Here is a 23,685-nt window from a genome sequence, read left to right on the forward strand (position 1 = left end):
TTATATTATGATGACAGAACGAATTCAGCAACTCCGCAAACAAAGTCTCAATGCTGTAAACACACTTTCAGCTGAGCGTGCATTGCTGGTAACCGAATACTACAAAAAGGCCGATAGTAATTTACCTATACCCATCCTAAGGGCAAGGGCCTTTGAGCATATCATGTTAAACAAAAAGATTTGTATCAACTCGGGCGAGCTGATTGTTGGTGAACGCGGACCAGCCCCCAAGGCTGCACCAACCTACCCTGAGGTTTGCTTGCATAGCCTCGACGATTTGGAGATTATTAACTCCCGCCCTAAGGTTTCGTTTAAGGTTGATGAAGAAACACGTGAAGCTTATCGCAATATCATTATACCCTACTGGACAGGTAAAACCTTACGTGAAAAGATTTTTGCTTCGCTAAGCAATGAATGGCATCAGGCCTATAGCTCAGGTGTGTTTACTGAGTTTCAGGAGCAAAGGGCACCCGGACATACAGTATCGGGTAAAAAGGTATTCCAAAAGGGAATGCTCGACCTGATTAGCAACATCGATTCATCGCTTAAACGCATTAAACAAGAACCAAATACAAAGGAAAAGGTTAATGAGCTGGAGGCCATGCGCATTGTTGCAAATGCCATAATTGGCTTTGCCAACCGCTATGCTGATGCTTTGCACTTGTTGGCCATAGAAGAGACTAATGAAAACCGTAAGGTTGAACTGCTAAAAATGGAAAACATCTGCCGCAGAGTGCCAGCTCATGCTCCACAAAACTTTCACGAGGCGCTTCAGCATTACTGGTTTATTCATGTTGGCGTTATCACAGAGTTAAACCCTTGGGATTCATTTAACCCTGGAAGACTCGACCAGCACCTTTTCCCTTTTTATCAACAAGATATCAAAAACGGAACCCTTACAGAGGATCAAGCTATAGAACTGCTGCAGGCTTTCTGGGTTAAGTTTAACAATCACCCATCGCCTCCCAAAATGGGTGTTACTGCACAGGAAAGTAACACATATACCGATTTTGCGCTTATTAACCTTGGTGGGGTTAAGGAAGACGGTTCTGATGCTGTAAATGAACTTACATACATCATTCTCGACGTTATTGAGGAAATGCGATTGCTGCAACCCAGCAGCATGGTTCAGGTAAGTAAGAAAAACCCTGATAGGTTTGTAAAGAGAGCAGTAAAAATTTCCAAAACGGGATTTGGTCAACCCTCGTTTTTTAACACCGATGCAATAGTTCAGCAGCTGTTGAGTCAAGGAAAATCGTTGGTTGATGCCCGAAATGGCGGCGCCAGTGGTTGTGTGGAAACTGGTGCATTTGGAACAGAGGCATACTTCCTAACCGGTTACTTTAACCTTAACAAGGTTCTTGAAATCACGCTCAATAACGGCGTTGACCCCTTAACCGGCAAAAAAATTGGTCTGGAAACCGGCGATCCGGAAAACTTCAAATCATTTGAGGAACTCTACGAAGCCTACGAACGCCAACTTAACTACTTTATCGACATTAAAATTGAAGGCAACCTAGTAGTTGAAAAAATTTGGGCAATGAATATGCCTGTTCCATTCCTTTCGCTACTTATTGACGATTGCATTGCCAACGCTACCGACTATAATGCTGGAGGTGCCCGCTATAATACCAGCTATATTCAGGGGGTTGGACTAGGAAGTATCACCGATAATCTTACCGCAATTAGAAAACACGTTTACGAAGATGGTAGTATTGGAATGAAAGAGATATTGTTCGCATTGTCATCAAACTTTGATGGTTACGATGATTTACGCTATAAACTGATTTATGAAACCCCAAAGTGGGGAAACAACGACGAGTATGCCGACAGGCATGCAGTAATGGTTTTTAATAGTTTTTACAAGGCTGTAAACGGACGCCCTACATACCGTGGTGGGGTATTTCGCATAAATATGTTACCCACCACCAGCCATGTTTACTTTGGGAGCAAAATTGGAGCAATGCCCGATGGCCGGAAGGCCTTTGAGCCGCTAAGCGAAGGGATTAGCCCAGTTCAGGGTGCTGACCGCAAAGGGCCTACCGGAGTAATCCTATCGTGCTCCAAAATTGACCATATTAAAACAGGAGGAACGCTACTTAACCAAAAATTCTCGCCCTCGTTTTTCAGCACCGACGAAAGCCTTGATAAACTTGTGATGCTAATACGCAGCTACTTTAAGCTCGATGGACACCACATTCAGTTCAATGTGGTGAGCGCCAATACCCTACGCGATGCGCAAAAACATCCAGAAAAATACCGCGACCTGATTGTTCGCGTTGCTGGTTACTCCGACTACTTTAACGATTTGAGCGAGGCCCTGCAAAACGAAATTATTCGAAGAACTGAGCATGAATCATTGTAAAGTATTATTTTAGATGAACCTTATACTAACAGTTATGAAGCGAATTTTCTCACCCCTCTTGCTTTTGATTGCTATTTGCGTGTTCCTACTGGCTTTTCAGCGGCAAAACCCCGTTGCTGAGCAAGTTCTTAAATCAATACCTATTGTCGATAGTTTTAAGTTGATTGATAACGACCCCTTGTTTCAAACAACATACGAGGTATGGTTTAGCGTTCCGCTTGACCACAATAACCCCAATAGCGAAAAATTTCCTTTAAGGGCATACTATTCGCACCGAAGCTTTACGCGTCCCATGGTGGTAGTAATTGACGGGTATACTATGTACACCTCTCGCCCCAATGAACTTACCCGCATTCTGGAAGCAAATCAGCTAACCATTGAACATCGGTTCTTTTCCAAAAGCCGCCCTAAGGATTCCATTCCATGGAGTTACCTTAACATACGTCAGGCTGCAGCCGACGCGCATGCTATAATATCGGCATTTAAACCCCACTACCAGGGGAAATGGATTTCGACTGGTATAAGCAAGAGCGGACAGGCCACCATTTTTCACCGCAGGTTTTACCCAAACGACGTTGATGTTAGCGTTCCTTACGTGGCTCCACTTAACTTTTCAAGTGAAGATAAACGTGTTTACGAATTCCTTAGCAAGGTAGGCTCTGCCGAATGCCGAAAAAAAATTAGAGAATTTCAAATTGCTCTCTTTAGGAATAAGAACACTTTACTCCCAATGTTCGAGGGCCTTGCTCAAAAAAACAACTGGCAATTTACAATGGGGATTGGTCGGGCTTACGACTTAAGCGTACTTGAGTATGAGTTTGCCTTTTGGCAATGGGGGTATAGCTGCTCCGATATCCCTGCAGGCAACTCACAGCCTTCGGTTCTTTTTGAGCATTGGTCTCAGGTAAATCCCTTTACCTTTTTTGAGGAAAAAGAGATAGAAAAGGTAAGGCCATTCTTCTATCAGGCAATGACCCAAATAGGAATGTATGGCTATAATATAGAGCCATTCAGGAACTACCTCTTCGATAAAAAAATATCACCTTTGAGTTTACCCTTCCTAAGGGTCACACGGTGAGCTACGACTCTTCAGCCATGCTCGATGTTTACAGGTGGGTAAGGGATTCGGGCAACTACATGCTTTACATTTACGGGCAGAACGACGCATGGAGTTCAACCGCAGTTGACCCCGGCACAAAAACCAATGCAGTTAAAATGGTTTGCCCGTCAGGTAGCCACTCAACCCGCATTAAGGATTTCCCAAAACCGTTGCGCGATAGTATTTATATCACCCTTGAAAGATGGCTTGAAATGCCGGTTGGTAGAAAGTAAAAAATGCAACCTTTACCGGGTTGCATTTTTTAGGGGAAAAATTACTTTTTCTTAATCGCTTCATTGTATAGCTCCGATACAACTTCCCAGTTTATAAGGCTCCAAAAGTTATTAACGTATTCAGCACGTCTATTCTGGTATTTAAGGTAGTAAGCGTGTTCCCAAACATCAATCCCTATAAGGGGGATGCCCTTAAAATCGGACACATCCATTAGCGGATTATCCTGATTGGGGGTAGAGCCAATTTTGAGCTTTCCATTGCCATCGACCACAAGCCAGGCCCAACCGCTACCAAAACGTTTTAGTGCAGCATCGTTCATTTGAGCAATAAGGTTTTCAACTGAACCAAACTCATCGGCTATTGCTTTGTTTAGGGTTGGGCTCAAACCCTTTCGATTACCAGGTTTTAGTATTTCCCAGTAAAGTAAATGGTTATAGTATCCCCCTCCGTTATTTCTAATTCCAGCAGGGTACTCGGACACTTTTGCAAAAATTTCATTAAGCGATTTTTCGGTCAGCTTTAAGTCACTAGCCTGCTTTAAAAAATTATCGAAGTAAGCCTTGTGGTGACGGCTGTAGTGAATTTCAACGGTTAGGGCATCAATTGCTGGCTCTAGAGCTGCGTATTGGTAAGGCAATTGGTAAAAATTGAGTTCCGATACCCTTTGTGTTAAAAGAGTATTCTGTGCCATTGAAAGTACTGATATCGCTGTGGCTAATGATGTAATAATTATCCTATTCATGATTCCTGAATTTTTTTGTATAAACAACACACAGGAGTGAAAAGTTCAAAAAAATAAGTGCTACTGCTTATTTAACAAGCACTTAAAAGACTCTCAAATAGTAATGAGAGTTTATTTTGGCCGTTGTTTACAGATAGATATGCAGTAAAATAATAGGTCTGGGTAAAATTAATTAACCCAGATATCCTAAAACTCCTGCCCTTTTTGCTTTGGATAATCAATTGAGTAGTGTAGCCCTCTACTCTCGTGCATTTCCTGAGCTGATTTTATTATGAGGTAACCAACGTTAATCATATTACGTAGTTCGCATAGTTTTTGGGTAAGAATTGATTTCTTGTAGAGCTCCTCGGTTTCGCGGTAAAGTATTTCCAGGCGAGTTAATGCTCGCTGTAAGCGGAGGTTTGAACGAACAATTCCCACGTAGCTACTCATAATCTGCTGCATCTCACGGTAGCTCTGGGTGATAAGTACCATCTCCTCGTTATGAATTGTTCCTTCGTAGTCCCATTCGGGTATAGAGTGGTTTATTTCATAGATCTTATAGTGTTCCATGGAATGTTGTGCGCCACGATGCGCATAAACAATTGCCTCAATTAGCGAATTTGAGGCTAACCTATTGGCTCCATGTAAACCAGTTGATGAGCATTCACCTACTGCGTAAAGTCTTTTTATGGTTGATTGAGCATTAGTATCAACTTTAATACCACCACACATGTAATGTGCAGCTGGAACAACAGGTATCATATCCTTTGTAATGTCAATGCCAAGCGATAAGCATTTCTGGTAGATGTTTGGGAAATGGTCAATTATCTCCTTTGGTTCCTTGAAGGTAACATCGAGGTAAACATAGTCGTCGCCCCTAACCTTCATCTCGTTATCAATGGCTCGGGCAACAATATCGCGCGGTGCAAGCGACCCCCTTGGGTCGTACTTTTGCATGAATTCCTTACCGTCGATGGTTTTAAGCACACCACCAAACCCTCGCATGGCTTCGGTTATAAGGAACGAGGGGCGTTCGCCCGGATTGTAAAGCGATGTGGGGTGAAACTGCACAAAGGCCATATTTTCAACCTGTCCCTTTGCCCGGTAAACCATGGCAATACCATCGCCTGTGGCAACAGGAGGGTTTGTAGTTGTGTTGTAAATATTACCTGTTCCACCGGTTGCCAAAACAGTTACTCGGCTCAGGAAAGTGTGTACCTCCTGTGTTTTAAGGTTTAGTACGTATGCTCCGAAACATGTAATATCAGGATTTCCGCGTTTAACCTCCTGTCCAAGGTGGTGTTGGGTGATTATTTCAACAGCAAAGTAATTCTCGTAAACGGTAATGTTGGGATGATTTCTTACCTTGTTGCTTAAAACCTTTTGTATTTCAGCGCCGGTATTATCCTTATGGTGTAGTATGCGGTGTTCCGAGTGTCCCCCTTCACGAGCCAAATCGTACTGACCGTTGGGCTTTCGGTCAAACTTAACGCCCCAGCTAATAAGCTGCTTAATCTGGGAAGGGGCTTCGTTAACCACTATGCGGACAACGTCCTCATTGCAAAGCCCATCGCCACAAATGAGGGTATCGTGTATATGCTTTTCGGGCGTATCGGGGTCGTATGTTACAGCGGCTATGCCCCCCTGTGCGTATGCTGTATTGGTTTCGTCTAATCTATCCTTAGTAACAACTATAACCTTTGCGTGGTCGGCTACTTTAAGGGCAAAACTCATCCCGCCTATGCCTGACCCTATTATTAGGAAATCGGTTTCAATCTTGCTCATCGGATTAAAGGTATACAGCAATAAATTGCCGTGTTATGTTTGAGCAAAACTATGAATTAGTAGGCTGTTATCAAAACTAAATATTAATTGGTATCCGTTTTCGTTGGCTAAAGGTAATTATTTCCTTGTATCCTAACGATTTAAGGAGGTTAACGGCCTCATCAAAGTACTGCCCAATGTTTTGCTCAACATGAGCATCGCTACCCAGGGTAATGGGCACCCGGTAGTGATGAAGGATTTCGAGAAAATCGACCGATGGGTAAAATTCGGCACAGGGCTTATTTTTTCCGCTGGTATTGAGCTCAACCACCACACCGCAATCGCTAAAAATTTGAGCACACCTTTCGTAAACTTTCTGCAGCTTAAACGTGGGGTAAACTGCAAATTTTTTTGCTAAATCGGCATGACCAATAATATCGAACATTCCGGTTTGTGCTACCTCGCCAACAAGTTTGAAATAGGTGCGGTAAAAATCATCAATATCAATGCCTTGGTAACCGTTAATATCGGTATCAAAATTCCAATCATCAATAAAGTGAACCGAACCAATGGTATAATCCAAGGGTATAGATTTTAAAACACTTCGGGTTTCATTAACCAAATTGGGAATATAATCCACCTCGGCTCCAAACCGAATGGTTACTGAATTGGATTTGTGCTGAGTACGATTTACTGTATCAATCAGTTCAGGAACCCTTCCCAAATCCATTGCCCAGCCAATAGGTTTAAGCGATATATGATCCGTGAAACCTATTTCGTAAATCCCTGAAGCCTCTGCCGCATACACCATTTCATCGTGAGTATGATGTCCGTCAGAAAAGTTGGTATGCATGTGGTAGTCGGGGTACATTTTATATCGATTTTAGTTTATAAACAAATCCATCCGATTCGTGTTCATATCAAATTTATCACATTTATTGCTATTATTGCCAAAATTTTTGAGGATTTGATTACGGTTGTTAGCATAATGGCTGGGGGTATGTTGCTTGGTTTTCTTATAAGAGCAAAGCAACGTATTGTTTCTGGTAATGAGAAACTTATCACTTATGCCATATACCTGCTTCTTTTCATGATGGGCGTTAGCATAGGTTCAAACGAACAAATTATGAACTCGTTGAGTACGCTTGGTATTGTGGCCCTTATAGTCTCAATGGGTGCTATAATCGGAAGTATTCTAACGGGGTTTGTAGTGTTCAAATTGTTTTTTAAAAACGATTAAAGTTGAAAGGGAGTTTAACCATACTTTCATTTTTCACGCTGGGGTTGATTGTTGGTCGATATACTCCAGTTAACGAATGGCTTAGTTCCGTTGACTACAGCTCCCTATCGCTTTACCTGCTTATGTTTTTGGTAGGAATTAGTATAGGTTCCGATACCCGATCGTTACAAGCTCTCAAAAGCATGAATCTAAAAATCCTGCTGATACCCTTAGCAACAATTATTGGTACTGCTATTGGGGTTTGGTTCATATCAATTTTCGTTACACGATACTCAATTAAGGAGCTTATGGCTGTTGGTGCAGGGTATGGCTATTACAGCCTTTCAAGCATTATTATCAAGAACAACCATAGCGATGCACTTGGCGTTGTTGCTTTGCTATCGAATGTAATTCGCGAAATTATTACCCTGCTGCTGGCACCGCTTATGGCAATCTATTTTGGTAAAGTTGCACCAATCTGCTCGGGTGGAGCCACAAGCATGGATACCACATTGCCAATAATTTCAAGAGCATCGGGGAAAGAGTATGCCATTCCATCGCTTATTCATGGAATTATACTTACCATACTGGTGCCTTTCATTGTAACGTTAATTCTATCAATCTAAATAACAAAGCCATGAAAATCAAAACTTTGCTGCTGGCAGCATTTGCGTTTTTGCTGTTAATCTCCTGTAAAACAAAAACCGAAAAGGAGAATTTTAATCAGGATCACCTGATTTACGCCACCATTTGGTACCAAAACTCCCCCGAAACGAAAGCCCTGTACTACCAAGGCTTCAATATTGCTGGGGAAAGATTGAAACAGTACTCGAAACAAAAAACTGCAAAACCTAAAGCAGTGGTGGTTGATATTGATGAGACCATGCTAAACAATGTTCCATTCCAAGCGCAGGAAATTATTGATAACAAAGAGTTCTCGAGCGAGTTCTGGAACGAGTGGAGCCAACTTGCCAGGGCCGAAGCCACCCCGGGTGCCATTGAGTTCAGCAAGCTTTGCGATTCGTTGGGCATTCCAATTTTCTACATCAGCAACCGAAAGGTAAACGAGTTTGACGCTACCCTTCGCAACCTCGATTCGCTGGGTTTTGCCTTTGCAAAACCAGAGTTCATAATTCTCAGGGACAATGAGAGTAGCAAAAAAGCACGTCGCGAAAAGGTAATGGAAAACTATGAAATAGTTCTGCTTATTGGCGATAACCTTAACGATTTTTCTGAGGTTTTTGAAGACAGAAGCGATAGCTGGGGTACACCCACCGTGGAGAAATTCAAAAATGAATTCGGAAACCGATTTATAGTTTTGCCTAACCCCATGTACGGCGACTGGGAAAAAAATATATATCCGAGCCGTGGCATGCTGCCTGCCCAGCAGGATAGTGCTCGCCGCTCTGTACTAAAGGGTTTTAAGTAAGAGCAACAAGTCTCTCACCAAAAAAGGGCGAAAAATCGCCCTTTTTTATTTAGAAAAAATATCAATTATGATTAATCATCCTTTTGTTTATTAACCACTTGTATTATTTTGCTAATTTTGAATGTGATTGCTTTATTAAGTATGTTTTACATCAAATATAAAATACTATGAGAAGCTTAGTCCACCTGTTAATACCTGCCCTTTTCCTGTTATCATGTTCAAAGTCAAACCATGAACCAACCGTTTACTTCACCAAGGATATTACACCGGAAGGGTTCATGAAGGTTTACAAACAGATTTCCAAAAACCTTGAAGGGAAAGTAGGCGTAAAGGTTCATTTTGGCGAAGAAGGCAATACCTATTACGTTAAACCGGAACTATTTAAAGATATTGTTCTCGACTGCCAAGGAACATTCATTGAAACCAATGTATTATATAAAAGTCCGCGACAAAAAACCGAAACCCATATTGCGCTGGCCAAACAACATGGATTTACCTATGCCCCTATCGATATTTTAGATGATAAAGGGGAGCTTGTAATTGAAAATGTACCCGGATGTAAACACTTCAATAAGTTTTACTACGGGAAAAATATTGATGAGTATAATTCCTTCCTCATAATCTCGCACTTTAAGGGTCATGGATCGGCTGGTTTTGGGGGAGCCATTAAAAATATATCGATGGGGTTTGCTACCCCTCGAGGAAAACTAGCCATGCACAGGAACAATTACCCTGTATGCGATAGGGATCGCTGTACCAACTGCGATAGCTGCGCCCAGCAATGCCCGGCAAATGCTATTTCAACTAATCCTTTTTGGATTGATGTAGATAAATGCACCGGATGTGGAAAATGCATTGATGTTTGCCCAAATAAAGCTTTACGTTACCCTAAAGGCGACGTAGATGTTCAAACTGTATTCTGTGAACGACTTGCTGAATACGCTAAGGCAATTTACGACCGTCATAAAAAGATGGTTTTCATAAATGTCTTGGTCGATATATCAACATCGTGCGATTGCTCCCGAAACCCCGGAAAGCCATTTGTTCCAAACATTGGTATTTTGGCGTCAACTGACATTGTGGCCATTGAAAAAGCAAGCCACGACCTCGTGGCTAAAGCCCACGGATGTGCTGATCCATTTCTGGAAGTTAACCGTGTAAGCGGTTACAGGCAAATTCAGTATGCTAAAATCTTAGGAATGGGCGAAATGAGCTATCGTCTGTTTAACCTGGACAACAACCAAGAAACTGTAGAAATTTCAGAGTAGAGTTTCTAAACCAACAATCTCAAACCTGTTGCAAAAAAATAAATTAAGTAATATCTTTGCCGAGCAATTTGGCCTTATAGTTCAAGGGATAGAACGGAAGTTTCCTAAACTTTAGATCCAGGTTCGAGTCCTGGTAAGGCCACTACAAGGGGAGTTCTTCCCCTTTTTTTATTTTCACTCCACCAAACATGAGGAAAAATATGTAAATGTTTGTAACATTTCTTGTATTTTTTTTATCATTGCATTATTTTTATACCAATTTTAATTACATATTGTAACTTCTATGGCTGAAACTTACAAGGTTGATGCAATTGACCAAAAAATACTGTCGTACTTGGTTAAGAATGCACGAATGCCTTTTTTGGAAATTGCTCGTGAATGTGGAATATCGGGAGCCGCTATTCACCAACGGGTTAAGAAAATGGAAGATGCCGGTATTATTGCCGGTTCGCGAATGGTTGTTAAACCCAAAGCGCTAGGATTTGATGTTTGCGCTTTTGTTGGGGTACAGCTTGTATCAACTAATCTTTACGCAGGAGTAATTGAGGCTCTTAAAATGATGCCCGAGGTGGTGGAGTGCCATTTTATCACAGGGGAATATGCCCTTTTGCTAAAAATTTTCTGCCGCGATAACGAGCACCTGATGGACGTGTTGGTTAACACCATTCAGAATATCCCTGGTATTTCAAGAACAGAAACTTTTATTTCCCTTGACCAAGCCATTGAGCGCCCCGTATATGTTAAGGATAGAAGTGTGATTAAAGGTTAAAACAATAATCCATACAACAAAAAAAAGGCTGAACCCTAGGTTCAGCCTTAATTTTTATTTTATTTTTTAGTAATCTTCTTCTTCGTCATAGGCATCGTCATCATAGTATTCTTCCAAAGAGTCTTTCAAATCGTAATCGTCCAGATCTTCAAACTCATCAATCTCTTCATAAAAAGAGCGCTTCAAATTCTTCTCCTTTTTAACGGGTTTCAACTTTTTGGCTCTCTTTAACTCGTCGGAATCGAAAGAATCGTTCTTTACGGGTTTCCGAAAATCTTTCTTTGACTTCATCACAAGACAAATTAAGATGTTTCCTTTGTTTTTTAACTATTTAGGGTTAAACATTAAATATATCAACCGCAATTTTAAGTATTTTTTTTTTCGTTGCAAGGTATTGGCCTACTGTATGGTGAAAATTTTTACGTTTAAAGCATATTATTTTACCAAGTTACACATCAGCTATATAAAAGTCAATACTTTTTCATCAAATAACTATTTTTTTTACATAAACACATTTAAGTACATTTGTGAAGTTTTAAACTGCTATATGGGCTCCGAGGTAATTATCCACCAGTTACTAATTTTTGGCGTTTTAATGGTAGTGGGCGCTTTGGGCTCCTACTTCGGAATCATTAAGGACGAAGCCAAAGACTTCCTGTCGCGCTTCATTATCGACATTACCCTTCCCTGCTTGATTTTTTCAACTTTTGCTAAAATTGATAGTAACCCCACCCTGCTTATCAACGGTTTACTGGTGTTTGGTTTTACCTTTGTTAACCTGGCAATCGCTCTTTTTGCTGGAACCGTTTCAGCACGTCTCCAGGGCTTGAACCCAGCAAACACTACAGTTCATAGCCTTCACACCATGTTTGGGAATATTGTGTTTTTGGGCTACCCGCTCTTTGATGCTCTATTTCCAGGAGGAATTGGAATATTCTATGCAGCAGCATACCAGCTTGCTTCAAACTCGGTTACTTTCACCTACGGGATATACAGGCTAAGTGCTGGTCAAGCAAAATCGGGGTTAAAAAGTTTGCTTAACATCAACACCTTTGCCTTGCTAATTGGTTTTACAATTACTGCCTTTGGCATAAAAATTCCAGCGTTTTTTATCGATGCCCTGAGTGGATTGGGTAAGGCTACCAGCCCCCTATCAATGGTTTACATTGGGGCTTTGCTTATGGGGTTGGGTATTCGTAAATCCGTGAGCCATAAAAGTATTTACCTGCTTAGCCTCAATAAGTTGATTTTATTACCAGTTTTTTTGGGCTTTATTTACCTATGGGTATTCCGATTTTTTAACCTGCAAATTTCGAGCGAAGCCTTTATTGTTCTTGTAATGCAAATGGCTATGCCCTGCCAAACAATAATAGTGGTAATGAGCAGAAGGTATGGTGGAAACTATCAGCTTGCTGCGGGTAATCTGTTTGTCTCCACCATACTGAGTATAGCAACTTTGCCTGCCATTTATATTTATCTGAACTTTCTTCTGAAATGATTTTATTTCACAACCAGCTTTACATCAATCGTAAACTCGTCGTAAATCATCTTATCGCCTAATCCCTCAAAGAATTTTCCTGATCCATAACGAATATTGTACTGGGTGCGATCAACGGTAATGGTTGATGTGTACACATTTCCCTTTTTAATTACCTCAAAGGTGATTGGCTTTGTAATACCCTTGATAGTTAAATCGGCTGTTACTTTGGCCTTATCGCCATTAAACTTATCCGACCTAACATTTCCAAGGAGCGCAACCCGGTATGTTCCAACACTAAAAAAATCGTCGGACTTTAGGTGGTCAATCAACTTTTTGTTCCATTCTGGGCTCTCTAAATCGTCACATGTTATCGATTCCATATCGATAACAAAATTTCCGCCAGCAATCTGGTTATCTCTGATAACCAATTTGCCCTCTTTAAGCTTCACTTTGCCGTAATGTTCACCAGTTACTTTTTTGGCATTCCATTTCAGGGTGGAACTACTCGCATCGGCAATAAACTCCTGTGACCAAACTGTAGTGCTAACCAGGAGTGCTGTTAGTAATGTTAAATATTTCATGTTCTTTTTGTTTAAAGTTACACAGTAATAACAAATCAATCTTCAATTTGTTTTTTAGTAACTTAGCGGGTCATATTTGCTTAGTGTCCAATGAGAGTTGTAATACAGCGTGTAAGTCAGGCTAGCGTTTCGGTTAACGGAAACATAACCGGTTCAATTGGTAACGGACTTCTAGTTCTAGCTGGTTTTGAACATTCCGATACTGAAGAGGATTTGGAATGGATGGTTGGTAAAATTGCCCGCCTGCGAATATTTAACGATGCCGAGGGCATCATGAACCTCAGCGTTATGGATGTGAACGGTCAAATACTGGTTGTAAGCCAGTTTACCCTTCATGCAAAAACCAAGAAAGGCAATCGGCCATCGTACGTTCAGGCTGCCCCCCCGGATATTGCCATTCCGCTATATGAAAAGTTTATAATGATGCTGGAGCACACAACCAGTAAAAGGATTGAACGTGGTGTATTCGGAGCAATGATGGATGTTAGCCTGGTAAATTCCGGCCCGATAACCATTATTATCGACTCAAAAAATAAAGATTTATGACACAACTCACACTCGATGATGCTCAGAAACTGGTTGACAATTGGATTAAAACCAAAGGGGTACGCTACTTTAATGAGCTTACTAACATGACTCTGCTGGTGGAAGAGGTGGGCGAGTTAGCCCGAATTATGGCCAGGAGATATGGCGAGCAGTCGTTCAAGGAAGGGGAAACCGACCATGATCCTGCTCCCGAAATGGCTGATATACTGTTTGTGCTGATTTGCCTTGCTAACCAAACTGGCATTAACCTTACCCAAGCCCTTCTTCAAAGTATTGAAAAGAAAACCAAACGCGATAGCGAACGGCACCAGGGTAATACCAAATTGTTGTAACTTTGCCAACAAAATCACAATCTAATAATAGAAAGCTATGGACTTATCGTTCGAAGACAAGTTTAACATTGAGGTCGAAGCTGCCGAGGTTGAAAAAGCAATCAATAAGTTCAAGGATATTGCTCAGTCACGTAAAGGCGACGTAGAAATTCTAAAGCGCTGCTTTAGCATGATTGACCTTACCACTCTAAATACAACCGATGGCTATGAGCGAGGCAAACTTTTTGCTGAAAAGGTAAGCCAATTCCCCAACCAGTTTCCGGGAATGCCAAACGTTGCAGCCATTTGTGTTTACCCTTCGCTTGTGGCAGCAGTAAAAGAAAATCTATCTGCGCCCAGCGTAAAAATTGCCTCGGTTGCAGCAGGTTTTCCAGCATCACAAACATTCCTTGAAATTAAACTTTCCGAATGTGAAATGGCCCTTGAGCAAGGCGCCGATGAGCTCGATGTGGTGATATCGGTAGGCTCTTTCCTTGAGGGTGATTACTTTACCGTTTTCAGCGAACTTCAACAAATTAAAGAGGTGGCTGAGAACGCCAAGGTTAAAGTCATTCTTGAAACTGGCGCATTACCAAGCCTTGAAGACATAAAACTCGCTTCGTTTTTAGCCATGGAGGCTGGTGCCGATTTCATTAAAACCTCAACCGGCAAGTTAGAACCCGCAGCAACCCCTGAAGCGGTTTACGTAATGTGTTTAGCCATTAAGGAGTTCCATGAAAAAACCGGACGCATGGTAGGTATGAAACCTGCTGGAGGAGTTTCAAACTCCTACGATGCTGCGCTTTTCTATACTATTGTTGAGCAGGTTCTAGGTCAGGAGTGGCTTTATACTGGACTATTCCGGTTTGGAACTAGCAAACTAGCTGATATATTGCTTTCAGATATATTAGGTAAGGAAGTAAAATATTTTAGCCAGTCTTCCATCGCAAAGTATTAAATAATAAACTCTTAAATAGAAAAAGAGGGATTTTATCCCTCTTTTTTTCTACTATTTTTAAAAATTTACATAGAATAATTTCCCTCCACTTCCCACTCAACAACTGCGTGAGCAACAACATAAATTGGTCCGGAAAGATTGTTTATGGTGTAAGTTGTACTTGTGGTAGACAAATTACCAACAACAATTGGATACTGGCCAGGGGCTACAGTTTCAACTCCATTTTTAAGGGGTAATCGGTTTGCGCCAACATAAAGGTGATTTTCAAGCATAACAAAACCTTGATTCATGGAATAGGTTACAGTTGCAACACCGTTTGCGTAGTTTACTAATAAATTACCAACCAGAGTTCCCTTTGATAGATCGCACTGTCCTGCAGCAGCCCAAATTTCGAAAGAATAATTGCCTTCATTAATGGCATTTGACCAACCCCAACGTGAAAATCCCCAATCAAGGAAACAGGTAGCATAGTTGTAACCGTATGCAAAAGCAGTTTCCTGAACATATACAGGTTCGGGATCATTTGTGCATTCCTGTTTGCAGTAATCAAAGTACATTGCCCAACTTCCACTAACAATAAATTGATTTCCAGCACCCCATGCAGTTTGCTGATCTACAATAGTCGTTCCATCATATTTTGAAACAACAGCATGTGCAGCAACAATGAAACAATCATCAAAATCAGCAAGATTAAACTGATAGGTAACCTCGTTTACAGGAGTTGTAAATGTCTCACCGTATGGAAATTGTCCAATCTGTGGATTTCCTTTCTTATTCACAGGAACACCACTCTTTGGCCCAACATACAGGTGGGTCTCATTAATTAAGTAACCATTTGCTGATGTGTAAGTAACATATAGGAAATTTGCATCATTACCAACTGTTACCGTTCCTGCATCAATATGCTGCCCAGCAGTTAACATAACAACGGTTGGTGTTCCACAGTAAGCAATTGGTTCCTGAGCCATTGCTTTCATGGGAACAACATTCGATTTCATGGCTGCTAAAGGTGCCATAACCTGAGAGTCTTCCTTCTGGCAGGAGACTGCTACAAATAGAAGGGCAACAATACCAAGTACTTTGCCGCTAATTGATAGTTTGTTCATACTTCTTGAAATTTTTAAAGTTCAAACAAATGTATGAATAACGATTATTTATGTCAATATATTTAGAATCATTTTAAATTATATTTTATGAATCTTGTATTTTTATATACGAAACGTACTAAATTAACGATAAAAAAGGCGTGAATTAATTTCACGCCTTTTTGGTCTAAACCATGACTTACACTACCACCAGATAGCGTAAAGAATAATCAAAAGGGCTATAATTATTGCTGAGCCTATCTTAAATCCCTTACCCGTTGAGAAGAGTTCTTTTGAAATTGTTATAGCTTTTACATGCTGCTTATTCCCCTCAACCATAGCAAATATCCAGATAATTGCTAAACAGATTAGAAAAACAATTCCCATCCTATCCATAAAGGGCAGGTTGGGTAGAAGTAACTTAAATAGTAGCGAGAACACGAATGTTCCAACTGCTGCACCTAAAGCACCATTGGCTGTTGCTTTTTTGTAGAAAAATCCGGCTAGGAAAATTGCTAATGCGCCAGGACTTACAAATCCTGTAAACTCTTGAATATACTGAAAAGCTTGATCGAGGTTTGAAAGCATAGGTGCAATGAATACTGCTATTAGTAACGCTACGAAGGCTGCTATACGACCAACTGTAACAAGTTTGTGTTCCGAGGCATCCTTGTTTATATATTCTTTATAAAAATCCATAGTGAATATTGTTGAAACACTATTCATCATCGATGCCAGTGAGCTTACAATTGCCGCTACCAATGCAGCAAAAGCCAAGCCCTTTACTCCAGTAGGAACAAAGCTGTGAAGTAGCCAAGGATACGCCTCGTCCGATTTTGCAATGTCGGCATGTAATGCAAAGGCAACAATCCCAGGGATAACTACAATAAGTGGAAGTAAAACCTTTAGGAATGCAGCAAATACTAATCCGCTCTGTGCCTCCTTAATGCTTTTGGCAGCTAGGGCACGCTGAATGATATACTGGTTACAACCCCAGTAGTAGAGGTTTGCAACCCACATACCGCCAATTAGTACGCTAATACCGGGTAAATCAATATAGGCATCCTTTTGTCCACCCTTCCCATCAGGTATCATCAGTTTGCCTTTTTCCAGAATCATATCAAATTTTTCAGGGGCCTTTTGGAGTAAGGCTTTAAATCCAGCAATAAGGCCATGACCATCGCTTAGGTAATCTAAAGCAAAGTATGTTGTTACTAAACCTCCTCCAACAAGAAAAACAACCTGCACAACATCGGTCCATGCTACAGCCTTTAGGCCACCATAAATGGAGTAGAGTGCAGCAAAAAAGGCTAAACCAATTATGGCGTAGGTCATATTTATACCCATTATTCGCTGCATGGCTAGTGCACCAAGGTAAATTATAGAGGTAAGATTAACGAAAACAAAAACCAGTAGCCAAAAGCCAGCCATTACTGTTTTAACACGTTTATCGTAGCGGACTTCAAGAAACTGTGGCATGGTAAAAATCCTCTTCTCCAAAAATATTGGCAGAAAGAAAACGGCCACCAGTATTAGCGTTAAAGCAGCCATCCATTCATACGATGCAATTCCCAATCCAATTGCATAGCCTGAACCTGACATCCCAATGAATTGTTCAGCGGAGATATTTGATGCAATTAGCGATGCACCAATAGCCCACCAGGGCAATGCCCTACCAGCTAAAAAGTAATCGCCTGAGTTGGTTTCCGAATCGCGCTTACGAAACGAAACCCACAAGCCTAAACTAACTATAAGTAAAGCATAGGCTACAAACACAATGTAATCGACTGTTGCAAACGACATATCAGTAAGGTTTTGGTTTAAGGTTAAAAGCAAAAGTAAAACTAAGAGCAAAATATCTAGCCCCAATGAGCTACATCAATAGTATCACACACCTAAATTTTACCTACTCCATAAAGGTGATGGATACACTCCTTTTTCCGTTAACTCTTTAAGTCGGTTAACTACCATGGGCCTATCACCGGGATATGTAACGCCAAACCACTCCGCTTTGGTTTCTAAAACCTTACAGCGGGCAATACCCTCTTTAATGGCTCGGTTTACAACCGTGGAAATGTAAAATTCTGCCTTAACATTTCCAATTTGGTTGTTGAAAAAGTCGGTCATAAGCTTCTCGGTGTAGCCGAAAAAGTCAGTGGTGAAACCCCAGAAGTTCATCGATACGGGAACGCCTTCATCAACCTTTACTAAATTTCCATTTTCATCTTTGTACTTTACCTCGCCTTCAACACGCTCAATGTGAGTGCGTTCAACAACATCTAATAGGTATCCATTTTCATCGGTTGAGCATACTCCGCGTGAAACAGCGCCTTGTTCCGAAAGGGTGTTTCCAAGCTTGTAACCAACCATAAAGTAGCTTCCCTTTTCCAGATTGGGTTTGGATAGTTCCTGAGCAAGAACCCTAAAGGTGTCGAAACCATAGAAATCATCAGCATTAATCACAGCAAAAGGTTCATTAATTAAATGACGGGTTACCCATACTGCATGTGCAGTTCCCCATGGCTTTTCGCGGCCATCAGGTACTTTAAAACCCTGCGGAAGCATATCGAGTTCCTGAAAGGCAATTTCAACTCTTACATCGGAGCCGAAACGGTTACCAAATACTTCCCAAAAATCCTTTTCAATGCTCTTGCGAATAACAAAAACAACTTTCCCAAAACCAGCACGAATAGCATCGTACACGGAGTAATCAATTATTGTTTCGCCATTGGGTCCTAATGCATCAACCTGCTTCAAACCACCATAACGGCTACCCATGCCAGCAGCCAAAATAACAAGTGTAGGTTTCATATCTTAAGATACTTAGTTAAAATTACTTTAAAATCAATTTTTTGCCGTATTATTAACAACTGATTGATTCATGATCACACAAGGCAATTTTTTGCTTTCAGTAAATTTTTATGTCGTTATTTTGCCATTTCGGCAAAGTTATTGAATGGATATAAAAACAAAAACTTTATTGGCCATGAAAAGGTTTATCTTTTTAGTTGCACTCCTTAATGTTTTGATAATAAGCACAAATGCACAGAACAAAACTAAAAATCAGCTGGAAGCCGATTTTGAAAAATTTAAGAGGGAGCGTGAACAGGATTTTCAGAATTTCAAGCAAAAGCGCGAAGCTGAACTAAAAAAAATGGAACAGGAGTACCTGGACTACTACAATGAAATGACTGAGCTAAAGAAGCATTATGTTGAGAAAAAGGAACCCGAAAAGGCTCAAACCGTTCAGGATATCATTGATTACGAAAACACGATTGCCAAAACATTGGGATACAAAATTCCCGAAAGGGTAAAGGAAAAAGTGGAAGCCAATACCAAGTCCGAAGTTTCAAAAAAGGAAGAAGTTAAAACAGAAGCTGAGAATGTAAATGTTGAAGATAAAAAGCCTGAAGTGTCGTCATCAACATTTAAACCTGAGGCTGGCACTCGCGATGGAATACCAGTACTTACACCTTTACCCAAAAGACTAGCCAAAATTACATCGCCTTTCGGTGTAAGAATTCACCCAACCCTAGGCCGGCCTATTAAACATAACGGTGTGGATTTTGGCTCAGGGCGTGGGGCTGAGGTTTATGCAGCATCGAGCGGCAAAGTTGTTCTTGCCCAGTACAACAGCACCTACGGAAACTATATCATTATTGAACATAATGATGGAACAAGTTCGGTTTATGCCCATTTGGATAAAATAAAGGTTTCCAAGGGGAGCCCTATAAGAAAAGGCGATGTTATAGGTTATACTGGCAGTACTGGTCGAAGCACTGGACCACACCTTCATTATGAGGTTCGTATAAAGGGTATCCCAGTTGACCCCAAGGGATATTTGGTTGAAACCAAATAGGGTTCAACTTTAGGAAAAAGGATTCACAATGCCCTAAACAATTTTAAATTAGGGTAAACACTAACTATTTTTCCTATTTTTGCAAAAAATTTGCAAATGCTAAAACGCGAGGACATTGAGGTTATGGCTCCAGCGGGCAATTTTGAATCGCTCATGGCAGCCATACAGGGAGGAGCAAATTCGGTTTACTTTGGTGTTGGAAACCTCAACATGCGCGCTAAATCGTCAATAAATTTTACTGTGGACGATTTACCGGAAGTGGTTCGCATTTGCAAAAAGAACAAGGTAAAAACATACCTTACCGTTAACACGGTAATTTACGATAGCGACATTCCTTACATGCACCAAATTATCGACACCGCTGCCGAAGCAGGTGTCAGCGCACTCATTATCTCCGACCAGGCTGCCATGCTTTACGCCCGCAAAAGGGGAATGGAGGTGCATATTTCAACACAGCTGAATATTAGTAATACTGAGGCACTAAAGTTCTACTCACAGTGGGCCGATGTAGTTGTTTTAGCGCGAGAGCTAAATCTTGATCAGGTAAAAACTATTTACCAAAACATTCACTCGCAGAATATTACTGGGCCAAATGGCAATCCCATAAAAATAGAACTTTTTGCTCATGGGGCGCTTTGCATGGCTATATCGGGAAAGTGTTACCTAAGTTTACATGAGGCTAACTCGTCGGCAAACAGGGGTGCTTGCCTTCAAATTTGTCGCCGTTCATACACCGTAACCGATAATGAAACTGGTGCTCAGCTGGAGATTGATAATGAGTATATAATGTCGCCCAAGGATTTGTGCACCATTAACTTCCTGGATAAAATCCTTGATGCGGGCGTTAGAGTTCTAAAAATTGAAGGCCGTGCCCGAGGCCCTGAATATGTAAAAACGGTAACACAATGCTATAACGAGGCAGTTACATCGGTTTGCAATGGAACCTATACGCCCGAAAAGGTTGAAAATTGGATGCAGCGCCTTTCTACGGTATTTAACCGCGGTTTCTGGGATGGCTACTATCTTGGCCGCAGGCTAGGCGAGTGGAGCAAAGCTTATGGCAACATTGCCACTGAACGCAAACAGTATGTAGGAAAAATAACCAACTACTTCTCCAGGCTGGGTGTAGCCGAAATAACCGTTGAGGCCTCGGAGCTTTACCTCAACGACAAAATTCTAATTATTGGCCCAACAACCGGCGTTATTGAATATGAGGTAAAGGAACTTCAGGTCGATGAAAAACCCGCAGAGTTTTCACCCAAAGGGGTAAAATGTTCCATTCCGGTTCCAGAAAAAGTGCGCAGAGCCGATAAGCTTTACCGAATAGTAAAAATGAATTCCGATTAGTAAAATATTTGTAAATTAGATGTTTAATTAAAACTCCTATTGATATGAGCTTCAGCCAACTTTGCAACAAGATTTTTTGGGACTGCACCCTGCACTATCACACCATGGATAATGTTGATGCCCAACCTAACATTCCTTACCAGCCAGGAACCATTGAATTCTCGCTTTTTACAAAGAACTGGATTGATGCCGTTCAATGGCACCTCGAGGATATCATCCGCGATCCCAAAATTGATCCGGTAGAAGCGTTAAAAATTAAACGCCGTATCGATAAATCCAATCAGGACCGAACCGATTTGGTTGAAATGATTGATAGCTACTTTCTGGAAAAGTATAAGGACATCAAACCTCAATCCAACGCTACTATAAACACTGAAAGTCCGGCATGGGCCATTGACCGCCTCTCCATTCTTGCCCTAAAAATTTACCATATGGAGCAAGAGGTTAAACGAACCGATGTTTCAAAAGAGCATATTGACAGCTGCCAAAATAAACTAAACATCCTGCTTGAGCAACGGATCGATTTATCAACAGCAATCGATCAGCTACTCGACGATATTGAGCACGGGCGCAAGTACATGAAGGTTTACAAGCAGATGAAAATGTACAACGACCCATCGCTTAATCCTGTACTATATGGAGCAAAACAGCAAAAAGGTTAACGGATATCCTAAAAAACTACTTGTGGTTAGGCTTAGCGCCATTGGCGATGTGGCCATGACCGTGCCTGCAATTTGGTCGTTGGTTAAAAACCACCCCGATGTGCAGGTTACCTTTGTATCGCAAGGATTTGCCCGCGATATAGTTAACCAAATTCCTGGAGTTTTATTTGTGGAGGCAAATACCAAAGGCCGACACAAGGGGTTGTTGGGAATATGGCGATTGTTCACCGATCTCCGTAAAATAGATAGGTACGATGCTTTAGCCGACCTTCACAATGTTATTCGTAGCCAAATTCTCCGAAACTTATTTTTACTCTCGGGGCTAAAAAAAATATCCGTTATCAATAAAGGGCGAAGTGAAAAGCGCAAACTGGTTAGGCTAAAGAATAAGCGGCTCGTTCCACTTAAAACCACCCTTGAACGCTATATGGATGTGCTCCTTAGGCTAGGGTACACAATCAATGATGAGTTTGATTACCTATTCCGCGAGGCTCGATTACCCGAAAACATTACAATCCACCTTGGATACAAGGATAAGCGGTGGATTGGTATTGCGCCTTTTGCCAAACATAAGGGAAAAATTTACCCGCTCGATAAAATGGAGCGAGTTGTTGAAATCCTTTCCGCATCAAAAACCAATCAAATCATTCTAATTGGCGGAGGTGGAAAAGAGCAAGAAATACTTGAGGGCTGGGAGAAAAAATATCCTAATACCATTTCCATTGCCCGAAAGTACAGCATTCTAAATGAACTCAAGATAATTTCGAACCTCGACGTAATGGTTTGCATGGATTCAGCAAACATGCATTTTGCATCGTTAGTAAACACCCCAGTTGTAAGCATTTGGGGTGCTACACATCCCTATGCAGGCTTTTACGGATGGAAGCAAAACCCCACAAGTGCCGTTCAGGTTGACCTTTACTGCAGGCCATGCTCCATTTATGGGAATAAACCCTGTTTCCGAAAGGATTATGCTTGCTTAAACCGTATTGAGCCGGAGGTGGTGGTGAATAAAATCAACACGGTAATTGACCGTTTCAACAGAATTTAAAATTAAATAATTATGACTTACGTAACCAAAGAAAAGCTATTCAGCAGGGAATGGTTTAAAGCATATGCTTTAATACTGGTTGGATCGTTCATACTTGCAGCAGGTTTTGTACTATTCATCGACCCACACCGAATTGCCCCTGGTGGTGTATATGGTATTGGTATTATTGTCCATTACCTCACAAAAGGGATGTTCTCTTGGGCACCCGATGGTTTTCCTATTGGTACTGTTGGTTTGCTGCTAAATATTCCACTTACCATTATTGGTATTAGGGTTTTAGGCCCAATGTTTGGAATTAAAACGGTAGTTGGTTTTGTACTTTCTTCAGTTTTTATTGATACTTTACACCTTTGGCTTGGTTACGACCCCCTTGTTGACGATATGCTGCTTTCCTCAATTTTTGGCGGTGTACTCATTGGCTTTGGGTTGGGCTTAATCTTTAAATCTAAAGCAACCTCGGGCGGTTCCGATATCATTGCAATGGTTATTGCCAAGTATACTCGTCTCCCCTTGGGCCAGCTGATGATTTACGTTGATTCAACCATCGTACTTTTAGCTTTGGTAGCTTTTCAGGACTGGAAAATTCCTTTATACTCCTGGGTGGTAATATACGTTACCGGTAAGGTGATTGATATGACCATTCAAGGGGTTAGCTACGATAAAGCCCTTTTCATTATTACCGATAGGCACGAAGAAGTTAAAAACAAGATTATTAACGATATTGAACGCGGCGGAACCATTATTAACGTGCAAGGTATGTACACCGGACACGATAAGAAAATGATTTTCACAAACGTATCGCGTCGCGAGGTTCATATGCTAAAGGATTACATCCAGCAAATTGACCCGAATGCTTTTATCACTGTAATTGATGCCAATGAAATTCTTGGAAACGGTTTTAAACCGTTAAACGACAGTATGTAGCGTTTTACAT

General features: G+C 41.1%; 25 protein-coding genes and 1 tRNA gene. 18 read left to right on the forward strand and 8 right to left on the reverse strand.

Annotation, left to right across the window (positions count from 1 at the left end; genetic code table 11):
* The first annotated feature begins 7 nt into the window (after positions 1-7).
* The 3 genes from hypD to AB6811_RS11620 are packed head-to-tail and all read left to right on the forward strand — an operon-like array spanning position 8 to position 3,697.
* A complete protein-coding gene (gene hypD / locus AB6811_RS11610) occupies positions 8-2,365 on the forward strand; it encodes a trans-4-hydroxy-L-proline dehydratase (protein ID WP_369490634.1) in 2,358 nt (785 codons plus the stop codon).
* Between the two features lie 13 nt (positions 2,366-2,378).
* Entirely contained in the window at positions 2,379-3,443 is a 1,065-nt protein-coding gene (locus tag AB6811_RS11615) for a S28 family serine protease (RefSeq protein WP_369490635.1), read from the forward strand.
* Positions 3,440-3,697 (forward strand): hypothetical protein, encoded by a 258-nt coding sequence (locus tag AB6811_RS11620; protein ID WP_369490636.1) that lies wholly within the window; start codon positions 3,440-3,442, stop codon positions 3,695-3,697. The genes AB6811_RS11615 and AB6811_RS11620 overlap by 4 nt, the downstream gene beginning before the upstream one ends.
* Positions 3,698-3,738: 41 nt before the next feature.
* Here AB6811_RS11620 and AB6811_RS11625 read toward each other — a convergent pair whose 3' ends face one another.
* From AB6811_RS11625 to AB6811_RS11635, 3 genes are all read right to left on the reverse strand, one after another.
* The gene (locus tag AB6811_RS11625; protein ID WP_369490637.1) at positions 3,739-4,440 is read right to left on the reverse strand and encodes a superoxide dismutase; all 702 of its coding nucleotides are present in this window, start codon (positions 4,438-4,440) and stop codon (positions 3,739-3,741) included.
* A 186-nt stretch (positions 4,441-4,626) separates the two neighbouring features.
* Positions 4,627-6,207 carry an L-aspartate oxidase gene (nadB, locus tag AB6811_RS11630; protein WP_369490638.1) on the reverse strand — a complete coding sequence of 527 codons (1,581 nt, stop codon included), beginning with the start codon at positions 6,205-6,207 and terminating at the stop codon, positions 4,627-4,629.
* Between the two features lie 76 nt (positions 6,208-6,283).
* On the reverse strand, positions 6,284-7,057 hold the full coding sequence (locus tag AB6811_RS11635; RefSeq protein ID WP_369490639.1) for a histidinol-phosphatase HisJ family protein: 774 nt from the start codon (positions 7,055-7,057) through the stop codon (positions 6,284-6,286).
* Positions 7,058-7,153: 96 nt separating this feature from the next.
* On the opposite strand from AB6811_RS11635, the gene AB6811_RS11640 reads away from it, so the two are divergent.
* The 6 genes from AB6811_RS11640 to AB6811_RS11665 all read left to right on the forward strand — a co-directional run bounded on the left by AB6811_RS11640 (position 7,154) and on the right by AB6811_RS11665 (position 10,871).
* Entirely contained in the window at positions 7,154-7,426 is a 273-nt protein-coding gene (locus AB6811_RS11640) for a LysO family transporter (protein WP_369490640.1), read from the forward strand.
* A gap of 2 nt (positions 7,427-7,428) precedes the next feature.
* Positions 7,429-8,031: a LysO family transporter gene (locus AB6811_RS11645; protein ID WP_369490641.1), complete on the forward strand. Its 603-nt coding sequence runs from the start codon at positions 7,429-7,431 to the stop codon at positions 8,029-8,031.
* 11 nt (positions 8,032-8,042) lie between these two features.
* Complete coding sequence (locus AB6811_RS11650; protein WP_369490642.1) at positions 8,043-8,834, forward strand: 5'-nucleotidase, lipoprotein e(P4) family; 792 nt, start codon at positions 8,043-8,045, stop codon at positions 8,832-8,834.
* A 167-nt stretch (positions 8,835-9,001) separates the two neighbouring features.
* On the forward strand, positions 9,002-10,102 hold the full coding sequence (locus AB6811_RS11655; RefSeq protein ID WP_369490643.1) for a DUF362 domain-containing protein: 1,101 nt from the start codon (positions 9,002-9,004) through the stop codon (positions 10,100-10,102).
* A 70-nt stretch (positions 10,103-10,172) separates the two neighbouring features.
* A tRNA-Arg gene (locus tag AB6811_RS11660) sits at positions 10,173-10,244 on the forward strand.
* 141 nt (positions 10,245-10,385) lie between these two features.
* Entirely contained in the window at positions 10,386-10,871 is a 486-nt protein-coding gene (locus AB6811_RS11665) for an Lrp/AsnC ligand binding domain-containing protein (protein ID WP_369490644.1), read from the forward strand.
* A gap of 66 nt (positions 10,872-10,937) precedes the next feature.
* Here the strand turns inward: AB6811_RS11665 and AB6811_RS11670 are convergent, their stop codons facing one another.
* Positions 10,938-11,162, reverse strand: a complete 225-nt coding sequence (locus AB6811_RS11670) for a hypothetical protein (protein ID WP_369490645.1) — start codon at positions 11,160-11,162, stop codon at positions 10,938-10,940.
* A 256-nt stretch (positions 11,163-11,418) separates the two neighbouring features.
* On the opposite strand from AB6811_RS11670, the gene AB6811_RS11675 reads away from it, so the two are divergent.
* Positions 11,419-12,369 (forward strand): AEC family transporter, encoded by a 951-nt coding sequence (locus AB6811_RS11675; protein WP_369490646.1) that lies wholly within the window; start codon positions 11,419-11,421, stop codon positions 12,367-12,369.
* Positions 12,370-12,371: 2 nt separating this feature from the next.
* Here AB6811_RS11675 and AB6811_RS11680 read toward each other — a convergent pair whose 3' ends face one another.
* The gene (locus AB6811_RS11680; RefSeq protein WP_369490647.1) at positions 12,372-12,932 is read right to left on the reverse strand and encodes a YceI family protein; all 561 of its coding nucleotides are present in this window, start codon (positions 12,930-12,932) and stop codon (positions 12,372-12,374) included.
* Between the two features lie 90 nt (positions 12,933-13,022).
* On the opposite strand from AB6811_RS11680, the gene dtd reads away from it, so the two are divergent.
* The 3 genes from dtd to deoC are packed head-to-tail and all read left to right on the forward strand — an operon-like array spanning position 13,023 to position 14,747.
* Complete coding sequence (gene dtd, locus AB6811_RS11685) at positions 13,023-13,478, forward strand: D-aminoacyl-tRNA deacylase (RefSeq protein ID WP_369490648.1); 456 nt, start codon at positions 13,023-13,025, stop codon at positions 13,476-13,478.
* Positions 13,475-13,810 (forward strand): nucleotide pyrophosphohydrolase, encoded by a 336-nt coding sequence (locus tag AB6811_RS11690; RefSeq protein ID WP_369490649.1) that lies wholly within the window; start codon positions 13,475-13,477, stop codon positions 13,808-13,810. Before dtd ends, AB6811_RS11690 begins: the two co-directional genes overlap by 4 nt.
* 37 nt (positions 13,811-13,847) lie before the next feature.
* A complete protein-coding gene (deoC, locus tag AB6811_RS11695; protein WP_369490650.1) occupies positions 13,848-14,747 on the forward strand; it encodes a deoxyribose-phosphate aldolase in 900 nt (299 codons plus the stop codon).
* Between the two features lie 65 nt (positions 14,748-14,812).
* Here the strand turns inward: deoC and AB6811_RS11700 are convergent, their stop codons facing one another.
* The 3 genes from AB6811_RS11700 to AB6811_RS11710 all read right to left on the reverse strand — a co-directional run bounded on the left by AB6811_RS11700 (position 14,813) and on the right by AB6811_RS11710 (position 18,643).
* Positions 14,813-15,853 (reverse strand): hypothetical protein, encoded by a 1,041-nt coding sequence (locus AB6811_RS11700; protein WP_369490651.1) that lies wholly within the window; start codon positions 15,851-15,853, stop codon positions 14,813-14,815.
* Positions 15,854-16,036: 183 nt separating this feature from the next.
* Complete coding sequence (locus AB6811_RS11705) at positions 16,037-17,635, reverse strand: sodium/sugar symporter (RefSeq protein WP_369490652.1); 1,599 nt, start codon at positions 17,633-17,635, stop codon at positions 16,037-16,039.
* Positions 17,636-17,734: 99 nt separating this feature from the next.
* Complete coding sequence (locus AB6811_RS11710; RefSeq protein ID WP_369490653.1) at positions 17,735-18,643, reverse strand: nucleotidyltransferase family protein; 909 nt, start codon at positions 18,641-18,643, stop codon at positions 17,735-17,737.
* A gap of 175 nt (positions 18,644-18,818) precedes the next feature.
* Here AB6811_RS11710 and AB6811_RS11715 point away from each other — a divergent pair, with 175 nt between their 5' ends.
* From AB6811_RS11715 to AB6811_RS11735, 5 genes are all read left to right on the forward strand, one after another.
* Positions 18,819-19,691, forward strand: a complete 873-nt coding sequence (locus tag AB6811_RS11715; RefSeq protein WP_369490654.1) for a peptidoglycan DD-metalloendopeptidase family protein — start codon at positions 18,819-18,821, stop codon at positions 19,689-19,691.
* A 96-nt stretch (positions 19,692-19,787) separates the two neighbouring features.
* Positions 19,788-21,038 carry a peptidase U32 family protein gene (locus AB6811_RS11720; protein WP_369490655.1) on the forward strand — a complete coding sequence of 417 codons (1,251 nt, stop codon included), beginning with the start codon at positions 19,788-19,790 and terminating at the stop codon, positions 21,036-21,038.
* 44 nt (positions 21,039-21,082) lie between these two features.
* Complete coding sequence (locus tag AB6811_RS11725; RefSeq protein WP_369490656.1) at positions 21,083-21,700, forward strand: DUF4254 domain-containing protein; 618 nt, start codon at positions 21,083-21,085, stop codon at positions 21,698-21,700.
* On the forward strand, positions 21,675-22,751 hold the full coding sequence (locus AB6811_RS11730; protein WP_369490657.1) for a glycosyltransferase family 9 protein: 1,077 nt from the start codon (positions 21,675-21,677) through the stop codon (positions 22,749-22,751). The genes AB6811_RS11725 and AB6811_RS11730 overlap by 26 nt, the downstream gene beginning before the upstream one ends.
* A gap of 12 nt (positions 22,752-22,763) precedes the next feature.
* Positions 22,764-23,675: a YitT family protein gene (locus AB6811_RS11735; protein WP_369490658.1), complete on the forward strand. Its 912-nt coding sequence runs from the start codon at positions 22,764-22,766 to the stop codon at positions 23,673-23,675.
* The last annotated feature ends 10 nt before the right edge of the window (positions 23,676-23,685 follow it).

The sequence above is a fragment of the Tenuifilum sp. 4138str genome, assembly GCF_041102575.1.
GTDB lineage: Bacteria > Bacteroidota > Bacteroidia > Bacteroidales > Tenuifilaceae > Tenuifilum > Tenuifilum osseticum.